Raw genomic sequence first — 19,632 nt, forward strand, 5'->3', positions numbered from 1 at the left:
CTTCATGCGTAGCGTCAAAGTATTTATCGCGATGTCACTTGATAATTTTATCGCTACTGAAAATGAACAGATGGAATGGCTAGAGGCAGTAGAAGGTCAAGGAGATAATGGCTACACTCGGTTTTATGACACCATTGATACAATTATTGTTGGTCGTCACACTATTGAATGGCTCAAAAAAGTTCCGAATTTACCGTTTCCGTATCATGATAAAACATGCTACGCCATTTCAACGACACCACAGCCACATGACCCGCACTTTTCATGGATAAATAACGATTTCGACACATTTTTACATGATTTGAAATATCGACAAGGTGGCGACATTTGGCTCGTCGGCGGTGGACAACTCATTCGTTCTGCACTGAATGCCCAACTTGTTGACGAAGTGATTTTAACAATTGCACCGGTGCTACTCGGCAAAGGTGTGCCACTATTTACAGGTGTTCTCAATATGCAACATTTACGATTGCGTGCTTCAGAAACATTTGGTCAATTTGTTGAGCTGCGTTATGAAGTCATTCATCCAGCACCCCCACCATTAGAAAAAGGTTTGTTCGAGGTGTAATCTCGAACAAACCTTTTGTCTTTCTTCTATAATATATTACGCATTTACCGGAACTGTTTCAATTGTGCGCACTAAATTTGCCATTTCAATTGCCGATACCGCTGCATCATAGCCTTTATTACCCGCTTTTGTGCCAGCACGTTCAATCGCTTGTTCAATTGATTCTGTTGTCACAATGCCAAAAATAACCGGCACGCCTGTTTGTAGCGACACTTGCTGAATGCCTTTTGCGGCTTCATTACATACATAGTCATAATGTGTTGTCGAACCACGAATAACCGTTCCTAAACCGATAACGGCATCATACTTCCCTGACTCAACAAGCTTTTTCGCAATAAATGGTACTTCATAAGCACCTGGCACCCATGCCACTTCAATAAGGTCGTCTTCTACACCGTGTCGACGCAAACCATCTACTGCACCGTCCACTAATTTTGCATTGATGAAATCATTAAAACGTCCTACTACAATTCCTACACGTAATCCTGTACCGATTAAATTTGCTTCAATTGTTTTGACCATTTCCATTTCCTCCTATACGCGTGCAAGTTGAACATAGTCAACTAACGCTTCAATTGTCATAATATGTAGATTATGTTGATTTGCAATTTGTTCTAATTGTGGACGACGTGCCATTGTACCATCATCATTTAAAATTTCACAAATGACAGCGGCTTCGGTACTGTTGCAAAGCTTTGCAAGTTCAATGCCCGCTTCTGTATGTCCACGTCGTTCAATAACGCCACCCGCTTTTGCACGTAACGGAAACACATGCCCTGGTCGCTTAAACTGGTGCGCTTTTACGTGCTCATTACATAACTGCTGAATCGTTTCCGCACGTTCAAATGCGCTAATGCCTGTTGTCGTCGTTTCGAAATCAATACTTTCGGTAAACGCCGTGCCATGTGGGTCTGTATTCGTCGTTACCATCGGATGCAATGCTAAACGCTCTGCAATGGCTTCACTTACCGGCGCACAAATTAAGCCACGTCCATATGTTGCCATAAAGTTAATATTTTGCGGCGTTGCATATTGTGCTAAACAGACGAAATCCCCTTCATTTTCACGGTCTTCATCATCGACCACAATAATAATGCCACCATTTTTTAAAACATCTAATGCCTGTTCAATCATTGGTCATTCCCCCTTTTAAAAGCCATGCTGTGCTAAAAAATGTTCATTTATCTTTGTTGGTGTCGATTGCTGCGCACTTAGAAAATGCTGCACATACTTACCAATGACATCACATTCCACATTGACAGCATCGCCGCTTCGTTTCGTTGCAAAAATGGTTTCGCGGTACGTATGTGGAATAAGTGACACCGTTACAGTCGTCGACGCTACATCAAAAATCGTTAAACTCGTGCCATCCAATGTAATCGAGCCTTTCACGATACACTGTCCCGCAATACTTGCTGGTACATCAATGTCAATGTATACGGCATTTGCCTGTGGCTGAATGCGTTTAATAGACCCAACACCATCAATGTGACCAGACACAATATGACCACCGAAGCGCCCATTTGCTAACATCGCACGTTCGAGATTGACCAAACTCCCTTGACGTAATGCTAGTAAATTGGTTGCTTTAACCGTTTCGGGCATTACATCTGCTGTAAAGCTCGTTGCTTGGAAGCTTGTTACGGTTAAACAAACGCCATTCACAGCAATGCTATCACCCAGCTTCACATCACGTAACACCTCTTTCGCTTGTATACATAGTGATACCGCTTGCTGTGTTTGCTGTACATATTCGATTTTGCCAACTTCCTCAATGATACCTGTAAACATTAAAAATCCTCCCAACCATATGTTTTTACTAGGGTTAAAGGAGGGAGTATTATACACGTGAATTCGTACTACATAAAAAACTCCGCCACATACATGACGGAGAAGATTTACGGTGCACGAAATAAGCCCTTTTTCAGCGTGTTTTTCGTAAAAAAGTGTTTACGAAAGACGCCTTTTACAAACAAGGTTTCCCCCTTGTTCAAAAGCTTGTGTTCATGTACGTCTTCTCCCATCCAGACTTTACTGTCGGCTTTGGAATTTCACCAAATCCTGCGGCGAACCGCTCGTAGGCTTATGAGACTGTGCTCAATCACTACCGGTTGGGATTTTCACCCGACCCCGAAGACCGTATTCAATTTTTGTATTAAAAAAGCATCTACGTGGAGTCGTAGATGCGAAAATATGCAAAGCAAGTAAGCTGAAAAATACATGACCTTTTTATATACCTCTAACGAAAACATCCGTTTTTTCGTACACAAAATAAGCCTTTTTACAGACTGTTGCTATGCCTTCTCCCATCCAGACTTTACTGTCGGCTTTGGAATTTCACCAAATCCTGCGGCGAACCGCTCGTAGGCTTATGAGACTGTGCTCAATCACTACCGGCTGGGATTTTCACCCGACCCCGAAGACAACTTGTTTAATTGCATTAAGCGTAGCAGACGAAAAAATGAACTGTCAACATAAATTTTCAGAAAATAAAACGTAAGCTATGCCAAAACCTTGACATAGCTTACGTTTTACACATTTATTTTTTTATTTTTTGCCGTTTCGTACACATCACCTTTAATCACTTCAACGATAAATACGAATAATGGAATCCCAATAACTAATCCCCAAGCACCGAATAATAATTCACCAACCATCAACACAATAAACGTATAAAAAATAGGCAGCTTCATCGTAATCGAATATAATTTAGGATTTAAGAAATACGATTCAATGGCGTGAATAACCATAATCATGACAAACATGTATAAAATATAAAGTGGTCCACCGACTTGAAATGCAATAATTGACAGTGGAATTAACGACACGACGACACCAATTACCGGCATTAACCCTAATAGGAAAATCATAATCGCTAAGCCGATAATATTCGGGAAACCGAACAATACTAAACCGATAACAGATAAAACTGTATTCACGGTAGAAATCATAATTTGTACTTTAATCGCTAAACCAAATGTATTTAAAAAATTGCGACCAAATGCGACTAATTGATCATACACTTTTGCGGTCGTCGTTGTTCGGAAAGAAGCTGAGAACGTTTTAATTTTATCCAGTTCGAACAAAAAGAAAAAGCTCAGTAATACCGCGACAAACGCCTCTAATAACAGCGTGCTAATGCCAGCTGTTGCCCCAAGAATCTTCGCCCCTACATCACTTAAAATACCTTGCATATCTAAGTTTTCAATGAAGTGATATACCTGCTCCGGTAAGACGTCTTTATATGCTTGTATATTAAACGACGAGCCTTGCATAATAATCGTTGAAAATTGCTGTAATGCAACTGGTAAATAGCGATACCCAATCGTCATAATGGCGAGCAAAATAATACTATACATAATAAAAATTAGTAGTTTAGGCTTACGTAATGATACGGGTAATACATCGAGTATTTTTGTGAAAATTGCATGCGCTAAATACGTAAAAATAAACGTTAACAATAAAAAATTAAGCGCATTTTGCATAAAGAATAACAGCGCAATAACACCTAGCACCGTTAACCACTTCACATATTGCTTATCTTGTAGCAATCGCATCATCTGTGCATTCCTCCTTTTTTCTAACACCGTTAGAAAACAATTGCCACTCTGTAGATTACCATAAATTTATACAATAAATTCAACTAATTTTATAGATGACAAAAAGGATTTGCTTAAGGATACCCTCAAGCAAATCCTTCTTGCGTTATTGTTACTTAAACAATTACACGCCAGCCAAATGGGTCGTCGATTTTACCGTACTGAATACCTGTTAACGTATCGTATAATAATTGCGAAACTTCCCCAATTTGCCCGTTATTGATAACATACTGATGGTCACCAAACTTCAGCTCACCAATTGGCGAAATAACTGCGGCTGTGCCTGTGCCAAATGATTCTTCTAGCGTGCCATTTTGATGTGCTTCAATAATTTCGGTAATCGAAATACGGCGTTCTTCTACCGGAATCCCTTTATGTTGTAACACTTGAATCATCGAATCGCGCGTAATCCCCGGTAAAATACTGCCGTTTAATGCTGGCGTAATGACCGTGCCATTAATTTTAAAGAAAATATTCATGCTGCCTACTTCTTCAATGTATTCATTTTCGCGACCGTCCAACCAAAGCGTTTGTGCATATCCTTGTTGTGATGCAAGTTCTTGGGCCTTTAAGCTACTTGCATAGTTACCACCCGTTTTCGCTTCGCCTGTACCACCTGCTACAGCGCGTACATATTGCTTTTCAACTAAAATTTTTACCGGATTAATTCCTTCTGCATAGTATGAACCAACCGGAGACATAATAATAATAAATTGATAATTTTTTGATGGTGAAACACCTAAGTATGGTTCTGTTGCAATAATAAATGGACGAATGTATAAAGAAGTATTCTCTGCCGTCGGAATCCATGACTCGTCTAATTTCACAAGCTCTTTTAATGCTTGTAACGCTAATGCCTCATCCATTGCAGGAATACATAATCGTGCATTCGATGCGTTTAATCGAGCAAAGTTACGTTCTGGACGGAATAATGTAATGTCACCCGCCGCTGTTTTGTATGCTTTCATCCCTTCAAAAACCGTTTGACCATAATGAAATACCATAGCCGATGGGTCCAATGTTAATGGCTGGTACGGAATGATTCGTGCATCATGCCAACCTTGACCTTCTGTATAGTCAACGATACACATATGGTCCGTAAAATGTTTACCAAACCCTAACTGTTCTACTGCTGGTTTTTGTTTTGGTTGTGTCGTTTGCTCAATTTGAATCGTTGTCATCGTGCTATCCCCTCACTATAAAATATACAAATACTATCATACCACGTATTTAAGATTTTAAATATTACGAATTTTATGTTACCGTATAAAAAGATTACGAATAAAACAATACTTTTTTCCGCAAAAATGCATATGTAACCGATACCACCACAAAATGATTTTATCCTTTATTTACAATGATTTATAGGCATAATATTGATATTTACAATAGATACAAAACAAAAAATAATAGTTCGTTATAATACGTAGTAGTATACACCTTTTAACTTTTTTAGCCCTAAACGGTATTTTGACATAGAATTTCTCCGATGATATTGTACACATAGAAGAACACCACTCGCTCAAAAAGGGCTGAGTGGTTATCTGCTTTTATGGATGAAGAAAAGGACTTTTATGTATGAAAAAACTACGTGTGTACACACGATTAAATAAATGATTCTTTCCTATGCTGGCACCACAGAGGAAAGAATTTTTTTATTGCCATTTTTGCCACTGTCCATATATTTGTTTATGTACAACGCCTATCTGTACATTCATTTCATGTTCGTGCTGTTGTAAGGTACTCATCCCTATTAACGGCATGTGTCTTAACGCTTCTGTTTGTGGACCTCCTACGTTCGCTAATATATACCCACACACCTTTTGTAACAACAGGATATAACGCTGCTCCTGATGATGCGCTAATGATGTTGCAAATTGAAGAGCATCTTCATAGCGTCCTATTTCGCATAAGCATTGTAGCATTTTCTCATGTACTGCATAGCTATCTCGCACTGTAATATGCGATTCATATAAAAATTGATAACATACTTTATAACATTCACGGTAGTGCTTGTCTTTAAACAAATAACGTATTTTTGTACGATAATATTTTTCGCGACTTGACGGATAAATTTTCAGCTCACCTTGTCGCTCTATGCGCAACTCGTCACGTGAAAGCGTATGACGGTCAAGCTTGTCTACTAACGCCATACACGTTTCAGTCGGTGCGCCGCTCGTCTCATACAACTGTAGTAATTTCCAAATCGTCACCTCAAATGGTGAATACGTGGCTGCTGTTGTTAACTGCAAAATCTCCTGTGCTTTATCGATACGCTTTTGTAGCGGTTGTTGTGTATTTTTTACATATAAATCGTAGAGCACCCAGCCATACTGTTGCGTCGCATATACGTGTTGCGGAAAAGCTGCGACCATTTGCTGACCGATGATTTCTGCAAATAACAGTGCTTGTTGGCGCTTCGTTTCCTTATATACTTTTCGCAATCGACCAATTTCTTCGCAAAAATGTTGGACTGTGTATGTGCGAAAGGCTGTTTTTTGCCATTTTTCAAAATAAAAGGTCGCCAACTCATCATCATGACGACGTAATGCCTCATAAAAAGCTTTCACCGTTCTCACCTCTTGTCTTTATTATAATGCGCCACGATACCTATAGACAGCTGAATGTTTCTCCACCCGAAAGATTCATTTTTCCACAATATTTTCAAATTGACAAACTATTTTGTAGCATTACATCACTTTTTTATATGTATACGTAGAATGAACTGTATCTATTCACCTATAAAATGATGAAAAATCCCTCTAAAGTTAGAATTATCAGAATAATCTTTATAAACTATTTCTAATATCGAAGCTTTTTTCTATACTTATGAATACAGATGAAGGAGGGATTTTTGTGGGAACGAAAAAAACGATAGGTATCAGTACATTAGCAGCGTTATTAGCACTAAGCCCCGCTGCAGTGACTGCACATGCAGACGTTACAGTTGGTAAAGGACAAGTAAAAGAGAAACCTCATAAAGCTGTCATTGACAAAGCATTACACCAAGCAGTTGAACAGCAAGGAACAGTACGTGTCATTATTGAATTGGAGCAAGAGCCGACAATTATTGTCGCAAAAAACCGTGGACAACTTTATAAGCAGCTACGACAAGCAGAGCGCCAAAAGTTAGAACAACAAGTTGAAGCTGAACAACAAGTCATTCAGCAACAAGTCGAACAACATGCGGCAAGCGTACAAGTGCTTGAAAACTTCACAACGATTTTCAATGGCTTCTCTGCCGAAGTACAAGCGAAAGATGTCAATGAAATCGCGAAAACGCCTGGTGTTAAAGCAGTCTATGCCTCAAATGAATATGAAGCACCACAAGAAAAACCTCAAATGGCCTATTCTAAGGAACTCGTTCAAGCACAACAAGCATGGCATAATTACGGTGTTAAAGGCGAAGGAATGGTCGTTGCCGTTATTGACAGCGGTGTTGACCCTACACATAAAGACTTTATTTTAAGTGATGCCACAAAAGCTGAAATTTCCAAAGATGAAGTACAAACTTTAATTACGCAAGGCGCTGTACATGAAGGTGCGTACTTCACTGAAAAAGTCCCATTCGGCTATAACTATATGGATGGCAATACTGAAATTGTGGACTATAATGCTGAAACCGGTATGCACGGCATGCACGTTGCCGGTACAGTCGGTGCAAATGGTGACGAAGAAAACGGTGGCATTAAGGGGGTTGCTCCTGAAGCCCAAATTTTAGCAATGAAAGTGTTTGGTAATGACCCTGCTATTCCAACAACATATTCAGATATTTATATCAAAGCGATTGATGACGCGATTAAACTAGGCGCAGATGTTATTAATATGTCACTTGGGTCAACAGCCGGCTATGTCGATGAAAATAGCGCAGAATCTCAAGCGATTACACGTGCGACAGATAGCGGCGTACTTGTCGCGATTTCAGCAGGTAATTCGAATATGTACGGCTCTGGCTACTTCTACCCACTTGCTGAAAATCCAGACTATGGACTAGTTGGCTCTCCAAGTGTGTCGAACAATTCGTTAAGTGTTGCATCATTTGAAAACAGTCAAGTAACAGCCTATAGTTTTGCGGCAACTGCTGATGGACAGCCATTAAACAATATTCAATATTTAACAGCAAACGATGTAAGCCCGCTTCAAGTTGTCAATGAACCGACCGAAGTCGTACTCGCTGGCTTTGGTACGGCTGAAGATTTAGCACAAGTCGATGTTTCAGGCAAAATTGCACTGATTTCACGCGGTGGCAATACGTTCGTTGAAAAAGCATTGCATGCACAAAATGCTGGCGCAAAAGCGGTACTTATTTATAACAATACTGTCGGTACGATTAATATGGCATCCGACCCTGCTATTACAATTCCGTATATGTCCATATCACAAGAAGATGGACTGGCGTTAAAAGCGGCTATTGATGCTGGTCAAAAAGTAGAAGCTGCCTTTAATGGTGATTTCATTACAATGCCAAATGAACTCGCTGGCAAAATGAGTGATTTCTCATCATGGGGCACGACACCAAATTTAGATTTCAAACCTGAAATTACTGCGCCAGGTGGCAATATTTTCTCAACACTAAACAATAATGAATATGGTCTAAATAGTGGTACATCAATGGCAGCTCCTCATGTGGCTGGCGGTGCTGCCTTGTTATTTGAGCGTATTGATGAAGAATTTGGTGTTACTGGTACAGAGCGTGTTACGTTAGCTAAACAGCTATTGATGAACACCGCAAAACCTGTTGAATTATCAGAAGGCGAATATGTGTCTCCACGTCGTCAAGGTGCTGGCTTAATGCAATTAGCCAATGCGCTCGAAAATGAAGTGATCATTACGTCCACAGCTACTGGTGAAGGTAAAGTAGCACTACGTGAGATTGAAGGCGAAAGCTTCACGTTCACATTACAGGCGAAAAACTACGGAGATGAAGCAAAGACATACGATGTTGATTTCCAGCTCCAAGTAGACGCATTAACGCAATCAAGTGGCTTCGTTATTACAGCACCGAATATTATCGGCTCAGATGTTGTAACGGATACTGTTGATGTCGATGTAGTTGATCAAATTACAGTACCTGCGAATGGCACTACACAATTTACCGTTACTGCTGATATTTCAGCACTTAGCGACTATAAGCAATTCTTTACAAATGGCTTCTATGTCGATGGATTTGTAACGTTAGAAGACCCGCAGCAAGATATAACAGGTAATCCTGATTTAGCTGTTCCTGTAACTGGCTTTAATGGCGAATGGGATGACGCACCAATTTTTGACCGTTATGCTTGGGACGAAAAATCATATTGGGGCTACACAGCGCTCGCTGATGACGAAGGAAACTTCATTTCCGGTGGCGGCGATTACGATATGAATCGCTTCGGTTTCTCTCCAAATGGCGATGGTGTACGTGATCGAGTTATCCCTGTATTCTCATTACTACGTAACGCCAAAGCATTAAAAGCTGAAGTTGTCGATGAACATGGCAATGTCGTTCGCACATTACGAACAGCTGAAGATTTACGTAAACATTACACAAATACTGCACCACAACGCCCGTATACATTTAGTGATTTATTTGCATGGGACGGCTTCATTAATGGACAAGTCGCACAAGATGGACAATATACTGTTCGTTTACGTGCAGTCATCGACTTTGACGGCGCAGAGTGGCAATCACTGGACTTCCCTGTTCAAGTCGATACGCAAGCACCGACTGCTAACGTTAGCTATGCAAACGGTACTGTTTCGCTAACGAATGTAGCCGATGCAGGTACAGGTGCTGATTATTGGCAAGTGCTTGTAGATGGTGCAGCTGTCAGTGACCTATTACCAATGACAACGACGATATTTGCACTTGATGCAACAAATAAAGATGTACAAGTACATGTAACAGACGTGGCACGTAATACGGCAACGTTCCCAGTTCAAACAGCACCAATTATTACTGATACGAAAAAGCCAATCGTTAGTATTACAACACCAGACTTACTCGAAGCGTTAACGACGAAAAATGTAACCGTTACAGGTACAATTCAAGATCAATCTGATATTGCAACCGTTACAGTAAACGGTGAGCAAGCGACATTTACAAACACAAGCTTTACCCATACACTGACATTCAAAAAAGACGGTGTATACGATATTAAAGCAAAAGCAACCGATATTCACGGCAACTTTATGGAAGTTGGACGTAAAGTGCTAATTGATACAACGAAGCCAACATTAAGTATTAAAAACAACTATAAGAAAAACACAAAAAATGCAACAGAAACAGTGAACGTGACAATCGGTGATAATTATGATGCTGTTCGCTTAACAGTAAATGGCGATGAAAAATGGAATAAATCGCAATCTGTTAATGATTTAAAAGCATATAAGCATACATTAGCCATTCCTGTATCATTAGCAGCTGGAAAAAATGAACTGACATTTGAAGTAACGGATATTGCTGGCAATGTCACAACACAAACGATTACGATTACACGTAAATAACACGTTCCATTACAAATATTACTAACATGCATAACTAAAAACGCACTCTTCGGCACAATAACTGGCGGAGAGTGCGTTTTATCGTTCATTTCATTCTTTTTATGTTATCTATCTTCTATTCCATCCCCGTTTGCTATCAAAAACGCATAATATTATTAAAACACGCACATTTTTATAATTTTCTTAAAATAATTTATACCACTTTTTGCTCGTTTCGAACTTTTGTTTTCTGTAAATTGCAGTTTTCGTGTAAAAAGCCATCATTTTTCAGAATATTTTATATTGATAAAATATTAAGAATCCCTATAATAAAGCTTATCCAAATGAACGGAACGATTGAAAGGACTGACATTTTTATGAAAGATTTTTTTAGTAAACTGCTAACAGGCATGAGTTTAGGGATTGTTGTTTGCCTCATCCCAAACGCGCTTGTCGGTGAAATTTTAAAACTAATTATCCCGTATGCCCCGTGGCTACAACCGGTATTAACAACATCGATTATTGTTATGAGCTTATTACCTGTTATTATGGGGGTTATGATTGGAATCCAATTTAAATTAACACCGATTCAAACAACATCAGTCGGTCTTGCAGCATTCGTCGGCAGTGGTGTCACAACTGTTGCAGCAGACGGCACAATGACAATTGCAGGTATTGGCGTTGTTATTAACATCGGGGTTACAGCTGCTATTGCGGTATTATTTGTTCAATTTTTAGGCACAAAACTAAAAGAGTGGACCCTTCTGGCAATGCCTGCGCTAACAATATTCATTCCAGGGATTATCGGAACATGGACACTACCCTATGTTCAAAACGCATCAGGTATTATCGGTGAATTTATTATGTATTTAACAAGTTTACAACCAATTGTGATGGGTGCATTAATCGCGATGGTATTCTCATTACTCATCATTTCTCCGATTTCTACAATCGGTGTTGCTACTGTCATTATGCTATCAGGTATCGGCGCGGGCGCAGCGAACTTAGGCGTTTGTGCCTCTGGTGTGGGGATGGCCATTGCGAGCTACCGTGCCAACAATTTAGGTACGGCACTCGCACACATCGCTTCGGCAAAAATCCAAATGCGTAACTTCTTTATGAAACCTGTTATTGCATTACCAATGCTTTGTACAGCGGCTATTTTAGGCGCATTTGGTGGATATTTCCAAATTGAAGGAACACCCTATTCCGCTGGCTTTGGCTTAGCAGGATTCGTCGGCCCACTAAAATATTTAGACATTGTCGGCTGGCATATCGGAAGCATGACGATTGCCTTCACATTATTCATTGCTCTACCAGTTATTTTAAATCTTGTGTTCATTAAACTATTTGAAGCAAAATTCCGCTTCTCAAAAGCAGAAGATTACAAAGTAACATACGAATAATTGCTCACACAAACGCAGGCCCAACCGAAATTAGCGTTTCGGTTGGGCTTTTCATGTCACTCGATAAAGACGTTCACATTATGTATGTACATACTTTACTCAATTATTTTGTTTTCGCATTCGCTGGCGATACATGAAGACGCGTCGTATCCCATAAACAAATAACCATGCAGAGATTGCACCACCTATGAAGAAAAAAATAGCGACAACTCGGTGGTCTTCCCAATAGATTATTACTTGATAAATTGCAATGATGATTAATGCCACTGGTGCAATAACCCATTCTAGTAATCGATACAACATGATGCCCTCACCCCTTCATAATTATTTCGCAATAAACCGTTAAAAATCCTTTATTTTTAGATAATTCGGAGCATTATCTTTTTTCCTGGAATATTAGGTTGTTTTTTTAGATTAAGTATAATAAAATAACCTTTATAATATAAATCTTATAGATTTTGTAGGAATTAGGAGTGAAACCGATGACATATCCCGTAATCCATGTAGATGCTTTACATAAACAATTCCCTACCGCTACGAAACCAGTCTTATCCAATATTTCATTATCTATTGAACATGGTGAAATTGTTGCCTTTTTAGGAAAAAGTGGTTGTGGTAAAACAACTTTACTAAATATGATTGGTGGATTTGAAGCCCCAACAGCTGGGCGTATTTTATTAGATAATGAAATCGTGACGAAGCCATCGAAAAAAAGTATTATGCTTTTACAAAACTACGGGCTTCTGCCGTGGCGTACGGTTTATAGCAATGTATTATTTTCTCTTGAAAATAGCCCGCTTTCAAAAGAACAGAGACATGAGCGTGTCATAAACGGCCTGACGCTTGTTGGATTAGAAGATCGCGCCAATGCCATGCCAAATGAGTTATCTGGTGGCATGCAGCAACGCGTTGCTATTGCACGCGCGTTAGCTATCGAGCCTGAAATCATTTTAATGGATGAACCGTTTGCAGCACTCGATACATTTACACGTTATTTTTTACAAGACGAAATTGTTCGGATTAATACACAAAAACGTATGACGATTTTACTCGTTACACACGATATTGATGAAGCGATTTATTTAGCAGACCGCATCGTTATTTTAGCGCCAAACCCTGGTCGTATTTACAAAGAAATTACGATTCAATTGCCACGGCAACGTGACCGCGCAAGTCAAGATTTTCAACACTATCGTGAATTGATTTTCAAAGAATTCCAACTTTCACACGAACCACCAGCAATTGAATACAATATTTAAGGGGTATGACGATGAAGAAATGGCTATTACTTTTTATAACAGCGCTACTACTAGTAGCATGTAGCGATGAGCAAGCAGTAAATGAAGACGGCAAACCGATTATTAAAATCGGCTACTTGCCAACAACACATGCAGGTCCACTTTACTTTATGGAAGATACGGCAGAATATGACGTCGAGCTCGTTCGATTTAGTACATGGATTGATTTAATGGATGCGTTAAATGCTGGTCGTGTGGACGGTGCTTCTGTATTAATTGAACTGGCGATGAAAGCACATGAAAAAGGCATTGATCTACAAGCAGTCGCACTTGGTCATGAAGATGGCAATATCGTAACCGTTGCACCACATATTCAAGAAACCGCAGATTTAATCGGTGAGACAATCGCGATTCCAAATCGCTATTCAACCCATCATATTTATGTACATCAGATGCTAGAGCAAGCTGGTTATTCGATTGATGACGTCAATCTTGTGGAAATGGCTCCTGCTGAAATGCCATCTGCCCTATCAGAAAATCGTATTGCTGGCTATGTTGTAGCAGAACCATTTGGCTCAATTGGGGTATCACTTGGTGTTGGAAAAGTACTGTACCAATCACAAGAAATTTGGCCACACTCAATTGACTGTGCCCTTGTATTACGTACTGCCTTTATCGAACGTGATGAAGCGCTAACTACTGCATTTGTACAGCAATATGCACAAGCTGGGTTAGACGCACATGCCAAAGATGAACATGCTTTAACACAAATCAATGCCTTCTTAAAATTACAAGACAATGTCCTTGCGCAATCTTTAGAGTGGATTTCTTATGAGCATTTAGCGATTCCTGAAGATGCGTACACAGTATTACGTCAAGCGATGATGGATTTAGAGCTATCTGAAAATCCACCAACCTTCGAAGATTTTGTCAATAATAGCTATTTAGTAAATGAGGTGACACAATGAAAGGTTCAAAATGGCTGTATGCCCTTGCTAGCTTTGCGTTAGCGATCGGGCTATGGCAACTCGTGATTATTGTTGGCGATTACCCGGAAGCCTTGTTCCCAGGTCCACTTGCTGTATTAGAAAAATGGTGTGCACTCGTTGCAGATGGCTCGTTATTTGTTCATATTGGTGTTAGCTTATATCGATTTATCATTGGCTATGGTAGTGCAGTCATCGTTGCGATTATTGCCGGTGTCCTACTTGGTCGACTGCCGCGCGTATGGGCATTAATCGACCCGGTTGTACAAGTCATCCGTCCTGTATCACCAATTGCTTGGTCGCCATTTATTGTTTTATGGTTTGGTATTGGTGATATGCCCGCAATTGTCATTATTTTCATCGCTGCATTTTTCCCAGTATTACTTGCAACAGTAGCGGCTGTGAACCGTATTGACCCGCTTTATTTAAAGGTGGCATCCAACTTTGAATTATCACAAAAAGATTTAATTTGGAAAATTATTTTGCCTGCCGCCTTCCCTGCAATTGGTAGTGGTTTACATATGGCAATTGGCTCAGCATGGATTTTTCTTGTTGCCGGTGAAATGGTCGGTGCACAATCAGGACTGGGCTATTTAATTGTGGACGCACGAAATGCACTAGATTTAGATACGGTACTTGCAGCTATTGTCACAATTGGTGTAATCGGCTTAGCACTTGACCACTTACTACGCATTTTTGAACATGCGATCAAGAAAGTATGGACGGGTAAAACAATATAAGTTTTTCATCGGAGAGAATATAAAAATGCCATTCGAAATCTTTTCTTTCGAATGGCACTTTCATTATGGTTGACGTTCAATGGCGCGAATGACAAGGTCTTCGGTAATCGCACCACTTTCTTTTGTGCGGTATACAATTTCAACAGCTTCATCTGTCGTCGCGTCTACTACCTCTTTAAAGCACGGGTTTAAATATTCACTGCCCCAAATAGCCATCGCGTTAAAGACGTGCTCTAGCTGCTCTCCGGCTTTTGTTAAACGGTATGAATAGCGTGGTGGATGCGCTGAATATAATTGCGACGTGACCAGCTCCGCTTCCTCTAGCGCTTTCAAACGCGCCGAGAGCACATTACTTGAAAGCCCTGGTAGCTTTTGTTTAATTTCATTGAAGTTTTCCGTACCGATTAATAATTCATGCAAAATAAGCATCGTCCATCGGTCACCAATAATATTGAGTGTTTGTGCAATATTGCATGGTAAGTCATAACGTGTCACAAATCTTCTCCCCTTCGGCAAATTCCTAGTATTAGTGTAACGAATTTTAATTTTTCGCACAATTAAGTTGCTTTTCTTAACTAAGTATAATAAAATAACTCATGTAGTCAATATTAATTAATCCGAGGTGTTTACTATGTCATTATATTTAATCGAATCATCTATTCAAAACGTAGCAACAAAAGAAGAATTCAACGCATTAATCGAGCGCGTTGCACAAGCTGCACAAGTTATTGAAGTTCAAGTTGCAAAAGGATTTGCACGTGCTTACTTCATCGTTGAAGCCGCAGACGAAGCGACAGCAAAAGCTGCATTTGAAGCGCAAGAAATTACTGTTGATTTAGCAAAAGAAGTTCGTTTAATCGGTAAAGAACTTGACGAGGTAAAAGCTGGTACAAGTGAAAAGGTAAACTACTTAGTAGAGTGGGAAATCCCAGCCGAAATTACAATGGATAAATATTTAGAGCGCAAAAAGAAAAACTCTGTAAAATACGAAGAAGTACCAGATGTAAAATTCTCTCGTACGTATGTATGTGAAGATATGACAAAATGTTTATGTTTCTATGATGCACCAGACGAAGCTGCTGTAAAACGCGCACGTGAAGCTGTATCAACACCAATTTCTTCATTATCAGAATTAGAATAGTTCACACACAAAAACTTCACATGCTTTCTGCATGTGAAGTTTGTATAAATCAAGGAGGCCTATTATGGTACAAGAGCAATTAGCAGTCCAACAAATTATTGAACAACATTTAGCACCGTTTGTAAAAAAAATCGACGAGGAAGCTTTGTATGCCGAAAGCTACTTACGGGAATTAGGGAAGCAAGGATACTTCCGCTCTGCTGGAAAAGACCGTGCGACACTACTTCTTGACGAAGCAAAACTTGTCGAACAGACAGCTGCTGTATGTATGACGACAGCCTTTTGCCTCTGGTGCCATTTGGCCGCTTTAACATATTTACGCACAACGACAAATAAAACATTACAAGCAACGTACTTACCGCGCCTTGAACAAGGTGAGCAACTTGGCGCAACAGGTTTATCAAATCCAATGAAGTTTTATACTGAACTTGAAAAACTTCATTTAAACGCTGAACGTGTAGAAGGTGGCTATGTTGTAAATGGTGTACTAGGCGCTGTTTCAAACTTAGCAACAGACCATGTTTTCGGTGGGATTGCCCAATTGCCCAATGATGAAGAAGTAATGTTTTTAGTCGATTTAACAAAGCATGCCGTACCGTTAAAAGAAAAGGTCAACTTTATCGGTCTAAATGGTAGTGCTACATATAGCTGCCGATTTGATAATGTCTTTATAGCAGATGAATATGTGATTTCACATCAAGCACGTGCATTCGTTGCTGACATTCGCCCTGCCTTTATTATTTATCAAATTCCACTTGGACTAGGCGTAATTGACGCTGCGATTACTTCGATTGAAAAAGTAAAAGCGAAACAAAACGGTTGTAACCAATATCTTCAAACGCAAGCATGCGATTTAACGGACAAGCGTGAGGCGCTGCAGCAACAGCTTGCAACGCTGACACAAGGCGCTCCGTTAAAAGATATTTGCCAAACGCGTTTACACACAGTGTATGCAACACTTGAGGCTACACAAGCTAGCATGTTGCACAATGGTTCAGCAGGTTATGTTGCAGGTAGTAAGCCGTCTCGTTTACTGCGAGAGTCATACTTCTTCGCTAACTTAACACCGACTGTACGTCATTTAGAAAAAATTATTCAAAACCAATAATACAGTTCGTTCTATTCAAAATAAGGTTCTAACGTAAATATTAGGTCTGAAACAAAATAAAGTGGCAAGAGAAATAACAACATTTCTTTTGCCACTTTTCTACTTTTACCATCGCGCTCCTTTCAAGCAAGCTTTTCTTCAGTAATTTACGTTCAAAATTGTACAAATACTCTAACGATATTATAGAATCCAAAATAAAGAACGTAGGACATTTCCATTATGTCCTACGCTCTTTTCTATGTATTCATACGTGATAAATTAAAATTTTGCCTTTGGCGTTAATTAAACGATGTGTTTTATTCGTAACACCTTTTTCTTCAATCAATTTCTGTCCTTCTTGTTTAGCTTGTTCATCATTTTCAAATGTCCACACCTCATTAAACAATGTTTCGCCTTCATCTCCAAATGCTGTAAATCTGTAGTTTTCCATCATAACCGCCCTCTTTTCATTCATTCTCTTTAAATTGTACGCATTTTTTTGTGTAATTTCTAAACATTCGCCCTCTTTTTTTGCGCCATTGCCATATAATATGTCTTCTTTGCGACAACTAGTTTCTTTTTAACATCTATACCCGACTTTCGCCTCATAAAACACAAAAAAGTACACCAAAGCTTAACTTGCTTGTGGTGCACTTTTTGCTGGTTCATTTTCACTGTTATCATCACGCTCAGTTTCAGGTGTTAGTAAAAAGCCAAAACCATGATGTTTCAACGCATTTTCTAATGCATTTGTAACAGGAATACCCGTTAAATTAATATACCCGACTTTATGACCAATCATTGTTGCATACAGGACTGGATCATACTTTAAACCAAGGTTTTTATAAATCGTTAACGTATTTAAAATATCCCCTAGCGTTAAAATTTCGTAATCGCGACCACTAAATGTATAGTCCCCATTAATTTGATACCAAAAATCACTCGTATCCTCGCGTACCCACTGCAACCCTGTATCTTCGATTGCCTGCTTAATCGCAATGGCTGTATTCATGTATCGCTGATTCGGTTCGCGACCATATGCCTGTAGTAAGAAGTTCATTTCACCGAGCGCATGGTTAAGTGATACATGTGTTTTCTTCGTCAATGTATCGCCGTAATAATCTAAAATGAAATAGCCGTTTTCCGTTGCGAGTACATTATCAATATTTACTTGATTCGATAAATAATCCGCATACTCAAAATACATATTTTGCAACATTTCATCACCTAAATAATCGCCAGCATCGGTTAAAAAGAGCGCGATATTCTCATTATGACGTGTATCCGTATACGGTGCTCGAATGCCATAATCATTCTTTAACCATGTACTTGTATACTCCGTTTCCCAAAGCTGTCCTTCTACTTTACGATCGAGTAAATAGTTAATAGAATTCATCAGCATCGAATAATGGAAGCGCGTGTCGCCATTACTGACAAGTTCGTCTAAATAAATTTTTCCGCGTTGATGCAAGACATTACGTCCATAACCTTTTGACGTACCTGGCTCAATCGACCATGGTAGCTTTGTATACGCACCAGTTGCGTTTAACCACATTTGCGAGCGAATATGATAAATCTCCGAATAATCGCGATAATACAGTGCATCGGCATCGTTATTAAATAATGCATTTGCGCCAACTAAAAACCAACTTTCAGAAATTTGTCCTGCTGCGCCTGTTAGCGGCATCGCCACAACCGATTGTTCACCGCGTTGCTCTGCCACTACATGACGTTGCTCCTCGATTAATTCACGTACAACGCTTTTATCGCCATCTTCATATTCTTTCACTAATTCACGAGAAATAAAGTTTTGCGACGCAATCACTTCATAGGCACGCCCCTCAAAACGGAAGAGTCCTGCTAAATTCGTCGTTTCATTGACGCCGAATGTATTATCATGCTCCCGTACAAATTCAATATCATCAAAACGTAGTTCAGATACATCACTGCTGTTTGAAACGAGCTGTAATGGAATCGTTACTGGCTCTTGCGTGACACTCAAAAATTCCGCAAATACTAATTTATCTCCGCGGTCAATTTGGCGAATCGTTGTTGTTAATGTACCAAGTGCTTGTTCATGATCACGTACATTAAACGTTAGTATCGTATCCGTTGCATGAGACTTCTCAATTGTTTGCTGTTGTTCTAATTCGTATTCATAGCTTGCTGCCCGCACGTATACATCTTTTCCTAAATGAAATAAAACACCACCTGCAGGATTTACCTTTACATCAAGTTCTGCATTATCCTTTGCTGTTGCACTTTCCTGCTCTTGATTCGCTGCTAACTTTTTGGCATATTCTTGGTCTGCCTCATATTTGATGACGAATGTAAGCACGATTAATGCGAGCGCAATACTACTGAATACAATATACTTTGCTCGTTTCATCCTTCTCTCCTCA

The 19,632-nt window shown here is 39.5% G+C and carries 17 protein-coding genes and 2 riboswitches; of the genes, 8 read left to right on the forward strand and 9 right to left on the reverse strand.

Features of this window, described 5'->3' with window-relative positions; translation table 11 throughout:
- The first annotated feature begins 4 nt into the window (after nt 1-4).
- Nucleotides 5-568 carry a dihydrofolate reductase family protein gene (locus tag A6M13_RS14330; protein WP_066547941.1) on the forward strand — a complete coding sequence of 188 codons (564 nt, stop codon included), beginning with the start codon at nt 5-7 and terminating at the stop codon, nt 566-568.
- A gap of 36 nt (nt 569-604) precedes the next feature.
- Here the strand turns inward: A6M13_RS14330 and ribH are convergent, their stop codons facing one another.
- The 6 genes from ribH to A6M13_RS14360 all read right to left on the reverse strand — a co-directional run bounded on the left by ribH (nt 605) and on the right by A6M13_RS14360 (nt 6,737).
- Nucleotides 605-1,090, reverse strand: coding sequence for a 6,7-dimethyl-8-ribityllumazine synthase (gene ribH / locus A6M13_RS14335; protein WP_066547944.1), 486 nt, complete (start codon nt 1,088-1,090; stop codon nt 605-607).
- A 12-nt stretch (nt 1,091-1,102) separates the two neighbouring features.
- Nucleotides 1,103-1,702, reverse strand: coding sequence for a 3,4-dihydroxy-2-butanone-4-phosphate synthase (ribB, locus tag A6M13_RS14340; protein WP_066547948.1), 600 nt, complete (start codon nt 1,700-1,702; stop codon nt 1,103-1,105).
- Nucleotides 1,703-1,717: 15 nt separating this feature from the next.
- Nucleotides 1,718-2,359, reverse strand: a complete 642-nt coding sequence (gene ribE, locus A6M13_RS14345; RefSeq protein ID WP_066547951.1) for a riboflavin synthase — start codon at nt 2,357-2,359, stop codon at nt 1,718-1,720.
- A gap of 217 nt (nt 2,360-2,576) precedes the next feature.
- A riboswitch (FMN riboswitch) is annotated at nt 2,577-2,710 on the reverse strand.
- 152 nt (nt 2,711-2,862) lie between these two features.
- Nucleotides 2,863-2,996, reverse strand: a riboswitch (FMN riboswitch).
- A gap of 103 nt (nt 2,997-3,099) precedes the next feature.
- Complete coding sequence (locus tag A6M13_RS14350; protein ID WP_066547954.1) at nt 3,100-4,128, reverse strand: AI-2E family transporter; 1,029 nt, start codon at nt 4,126-4,128, stop codon at nt 3,100-3,102.
- A 155-nt stretch (nt 4,129-4,283) separates the two neighbouring features.
- Entirely contained in the window at nt 4,284-5,348 is a 1,065-nt protein-coding gene (locus tag A6M13_RS14355) for a branched-chain amino acid aminotransferase (RefSeq protein WP_066547956.1), read from the reverse strand.
- A 474-nt stretch (nt 5,349-5,822) separates the two neighbouring features.
- Entirely contained in the window at nt 5,823-6,737 is a 915-nt protein-coding gene (locus A6M13_RS14360; RefSeq protein WP_066547963.1) for a hypothetical protein, read from the reverse strand.
- A gap of 286 nt (nt 6,738-7,023) precedes the next feature.
- Here A6M13_RS14360 and A6M13_RS14365 point away from each other — a divergent pair, with 286 nt between their 5' ends.
- The 5 genes from A6M13_RS14365 (at nt 7,024) to A6M13_RS14390 (ending at nt 15,002) form a co-directional block, all read left to right on the forward strand.
- Nucleotides 7,024-10,653, forward strand: coding sequence for a S8 family serine peptidase (locus tag A6M13_RS14365; RefSeq protein WP_066547965.1), 3,630 nt, complete (start codon nt 7,024-7,026; stop codon nt 10,651-10,653).
- Between the two features lie 356 nt (nt 10,654-11,009).
- On the forward strand, nt 11,010-12,038 hold the full coding sequence (locus A6M13_RS14370; protein ID WP_066547969.1) for a PTS sugar transporter subunit IIC: 1,029 nt from the start codon (nt 11,010-11,012) through the stop codon (nt 12,036-12,038).
- Between the two features lie 482 nt (nt 12,039-12,520).
- On the forward strand, nt 12,521-13,297 hold the full coding sequence (locus tag A6M13_RS14380) for an ABC transporter ATP-binding protein (protein WP_066547975.1): 777 nt from the start codon (nt 12,521-12,523) through the stop codon (nt 13,295-13,297).
- 11 nt (nt 13,298-13,308) lie between these two features.
- A complete protein-coding gene (locus A6M13_RS14385) occupies nt 13,309-14,244 on the forward strand; it encodes an ABC transporter substrate-binding protein (protein WP_066547978.1) in 936 nt (311 codons plus the stop codon).
- Complete coding sequence (locus A6M13_RS14390) at nt 14,241-15,002, forward strand: ABC transporter permease (RefSeq protein WP_066547985.1); 762 nt, start codon at nt 14,241-14,243, stop codon at nt 15,000-15,002. Before A6M13_RS14385 ends, A6M13_RS14390 begins: the two co-directional genes overlap by 4 nt.
- A 63-nt stretch (nt 15,003-15,065) precedes the next feature.
- On the opposite strand, the gene A6M13_RS14395 is transcribed toward A6M13_RS14390, so the two are convergent.
- Nucleotides 15,066-15,497 carry a winged helix-turn-helix transcriptional regulator gene (locus A6M13_RS14395; protein ID WP_066547987.1) on the reverse strand — a complete coding sequence of 144 codons (432 nt, stop codon included), beginning with the start codon at nt 15,495-15,497 and terminating at the stop codon, nt 15,066-15,068.
- A gap of 136 nt (nt 15,498-15,633) precedes the next feature.
- Between A6M13_RS14395 and A6M13_RS14400 the strand changes: the two genes are divergently transcribed.
- Together A6M13_RS14400 and A6M13_RS14405 are read left to right on the forward strand one after the other, a co-directional pair.
- A complete protein-coding gene (locus A6M13_RS14400) occupies nt 15,634-16,143 on the forward strand; it encodes a DUF4242 domain-containing protein (RefSeq protein ID WP_066547991.1) in 510 nt (169 codons plus the stop codon).
- A gap of 64 nt (nt 16,144-16,207) precedes the next feature.
- A complete protein-coding gene (locus A6M13_RS14405; protein ID WP_066547994.1) occupies nt 16,208-17,251 on the forward strand; it encodes an acyl-CoA dehydrogenase family protein in 1,044 nt (347 codons plus the stop codon).
- Nucleotides 17,252-17,495: 244 nt separating this feature from the next.
- Here the strand turns inward: A6M13_RS14405 and A6M13_RS14410 are convergent, their stop codons facing one another.
- Together A6M13_RS14410 and A6M13_RS14415 are read right to left on the reverse strand one after the other, a co-directional pair.
- Nucleotides 17,496-17,684 (reverse strand): YhzD family protein, encoded by a 189-nt coding sequence (locus A6M13_RS14410; RefSeq protein ID WP_245669338.1) that lies wholly within the window; start codon nt 17,682-17,684, stop codon nt 17,496-17,498.
- Nucleotides 17,685-17,864: 180 nt separating this feature from the next.
- Nucleotides 17,865-19,619, reverse strand: a complete 1,755-nt coding sequence (locus A6M13_RS14415) for a hypothetical protein (protein ID WP_066547998.1) — start codon at nt 19,617-19,619, stop codon at nt 17,865-17,867.
- Nucleotides 19,620-19,632 lie beyond the last annotated feature (13 nt).

The organism is Caryophanon tenue, from assembly GCF_001700315.1.
In the GTDB taxonomy this organism is placed as follows: Bacteria; Bacillota; Bacilli; order Bacillales_A; family Planococcaceae; genus Caryophanon; species Caryophanon tenue.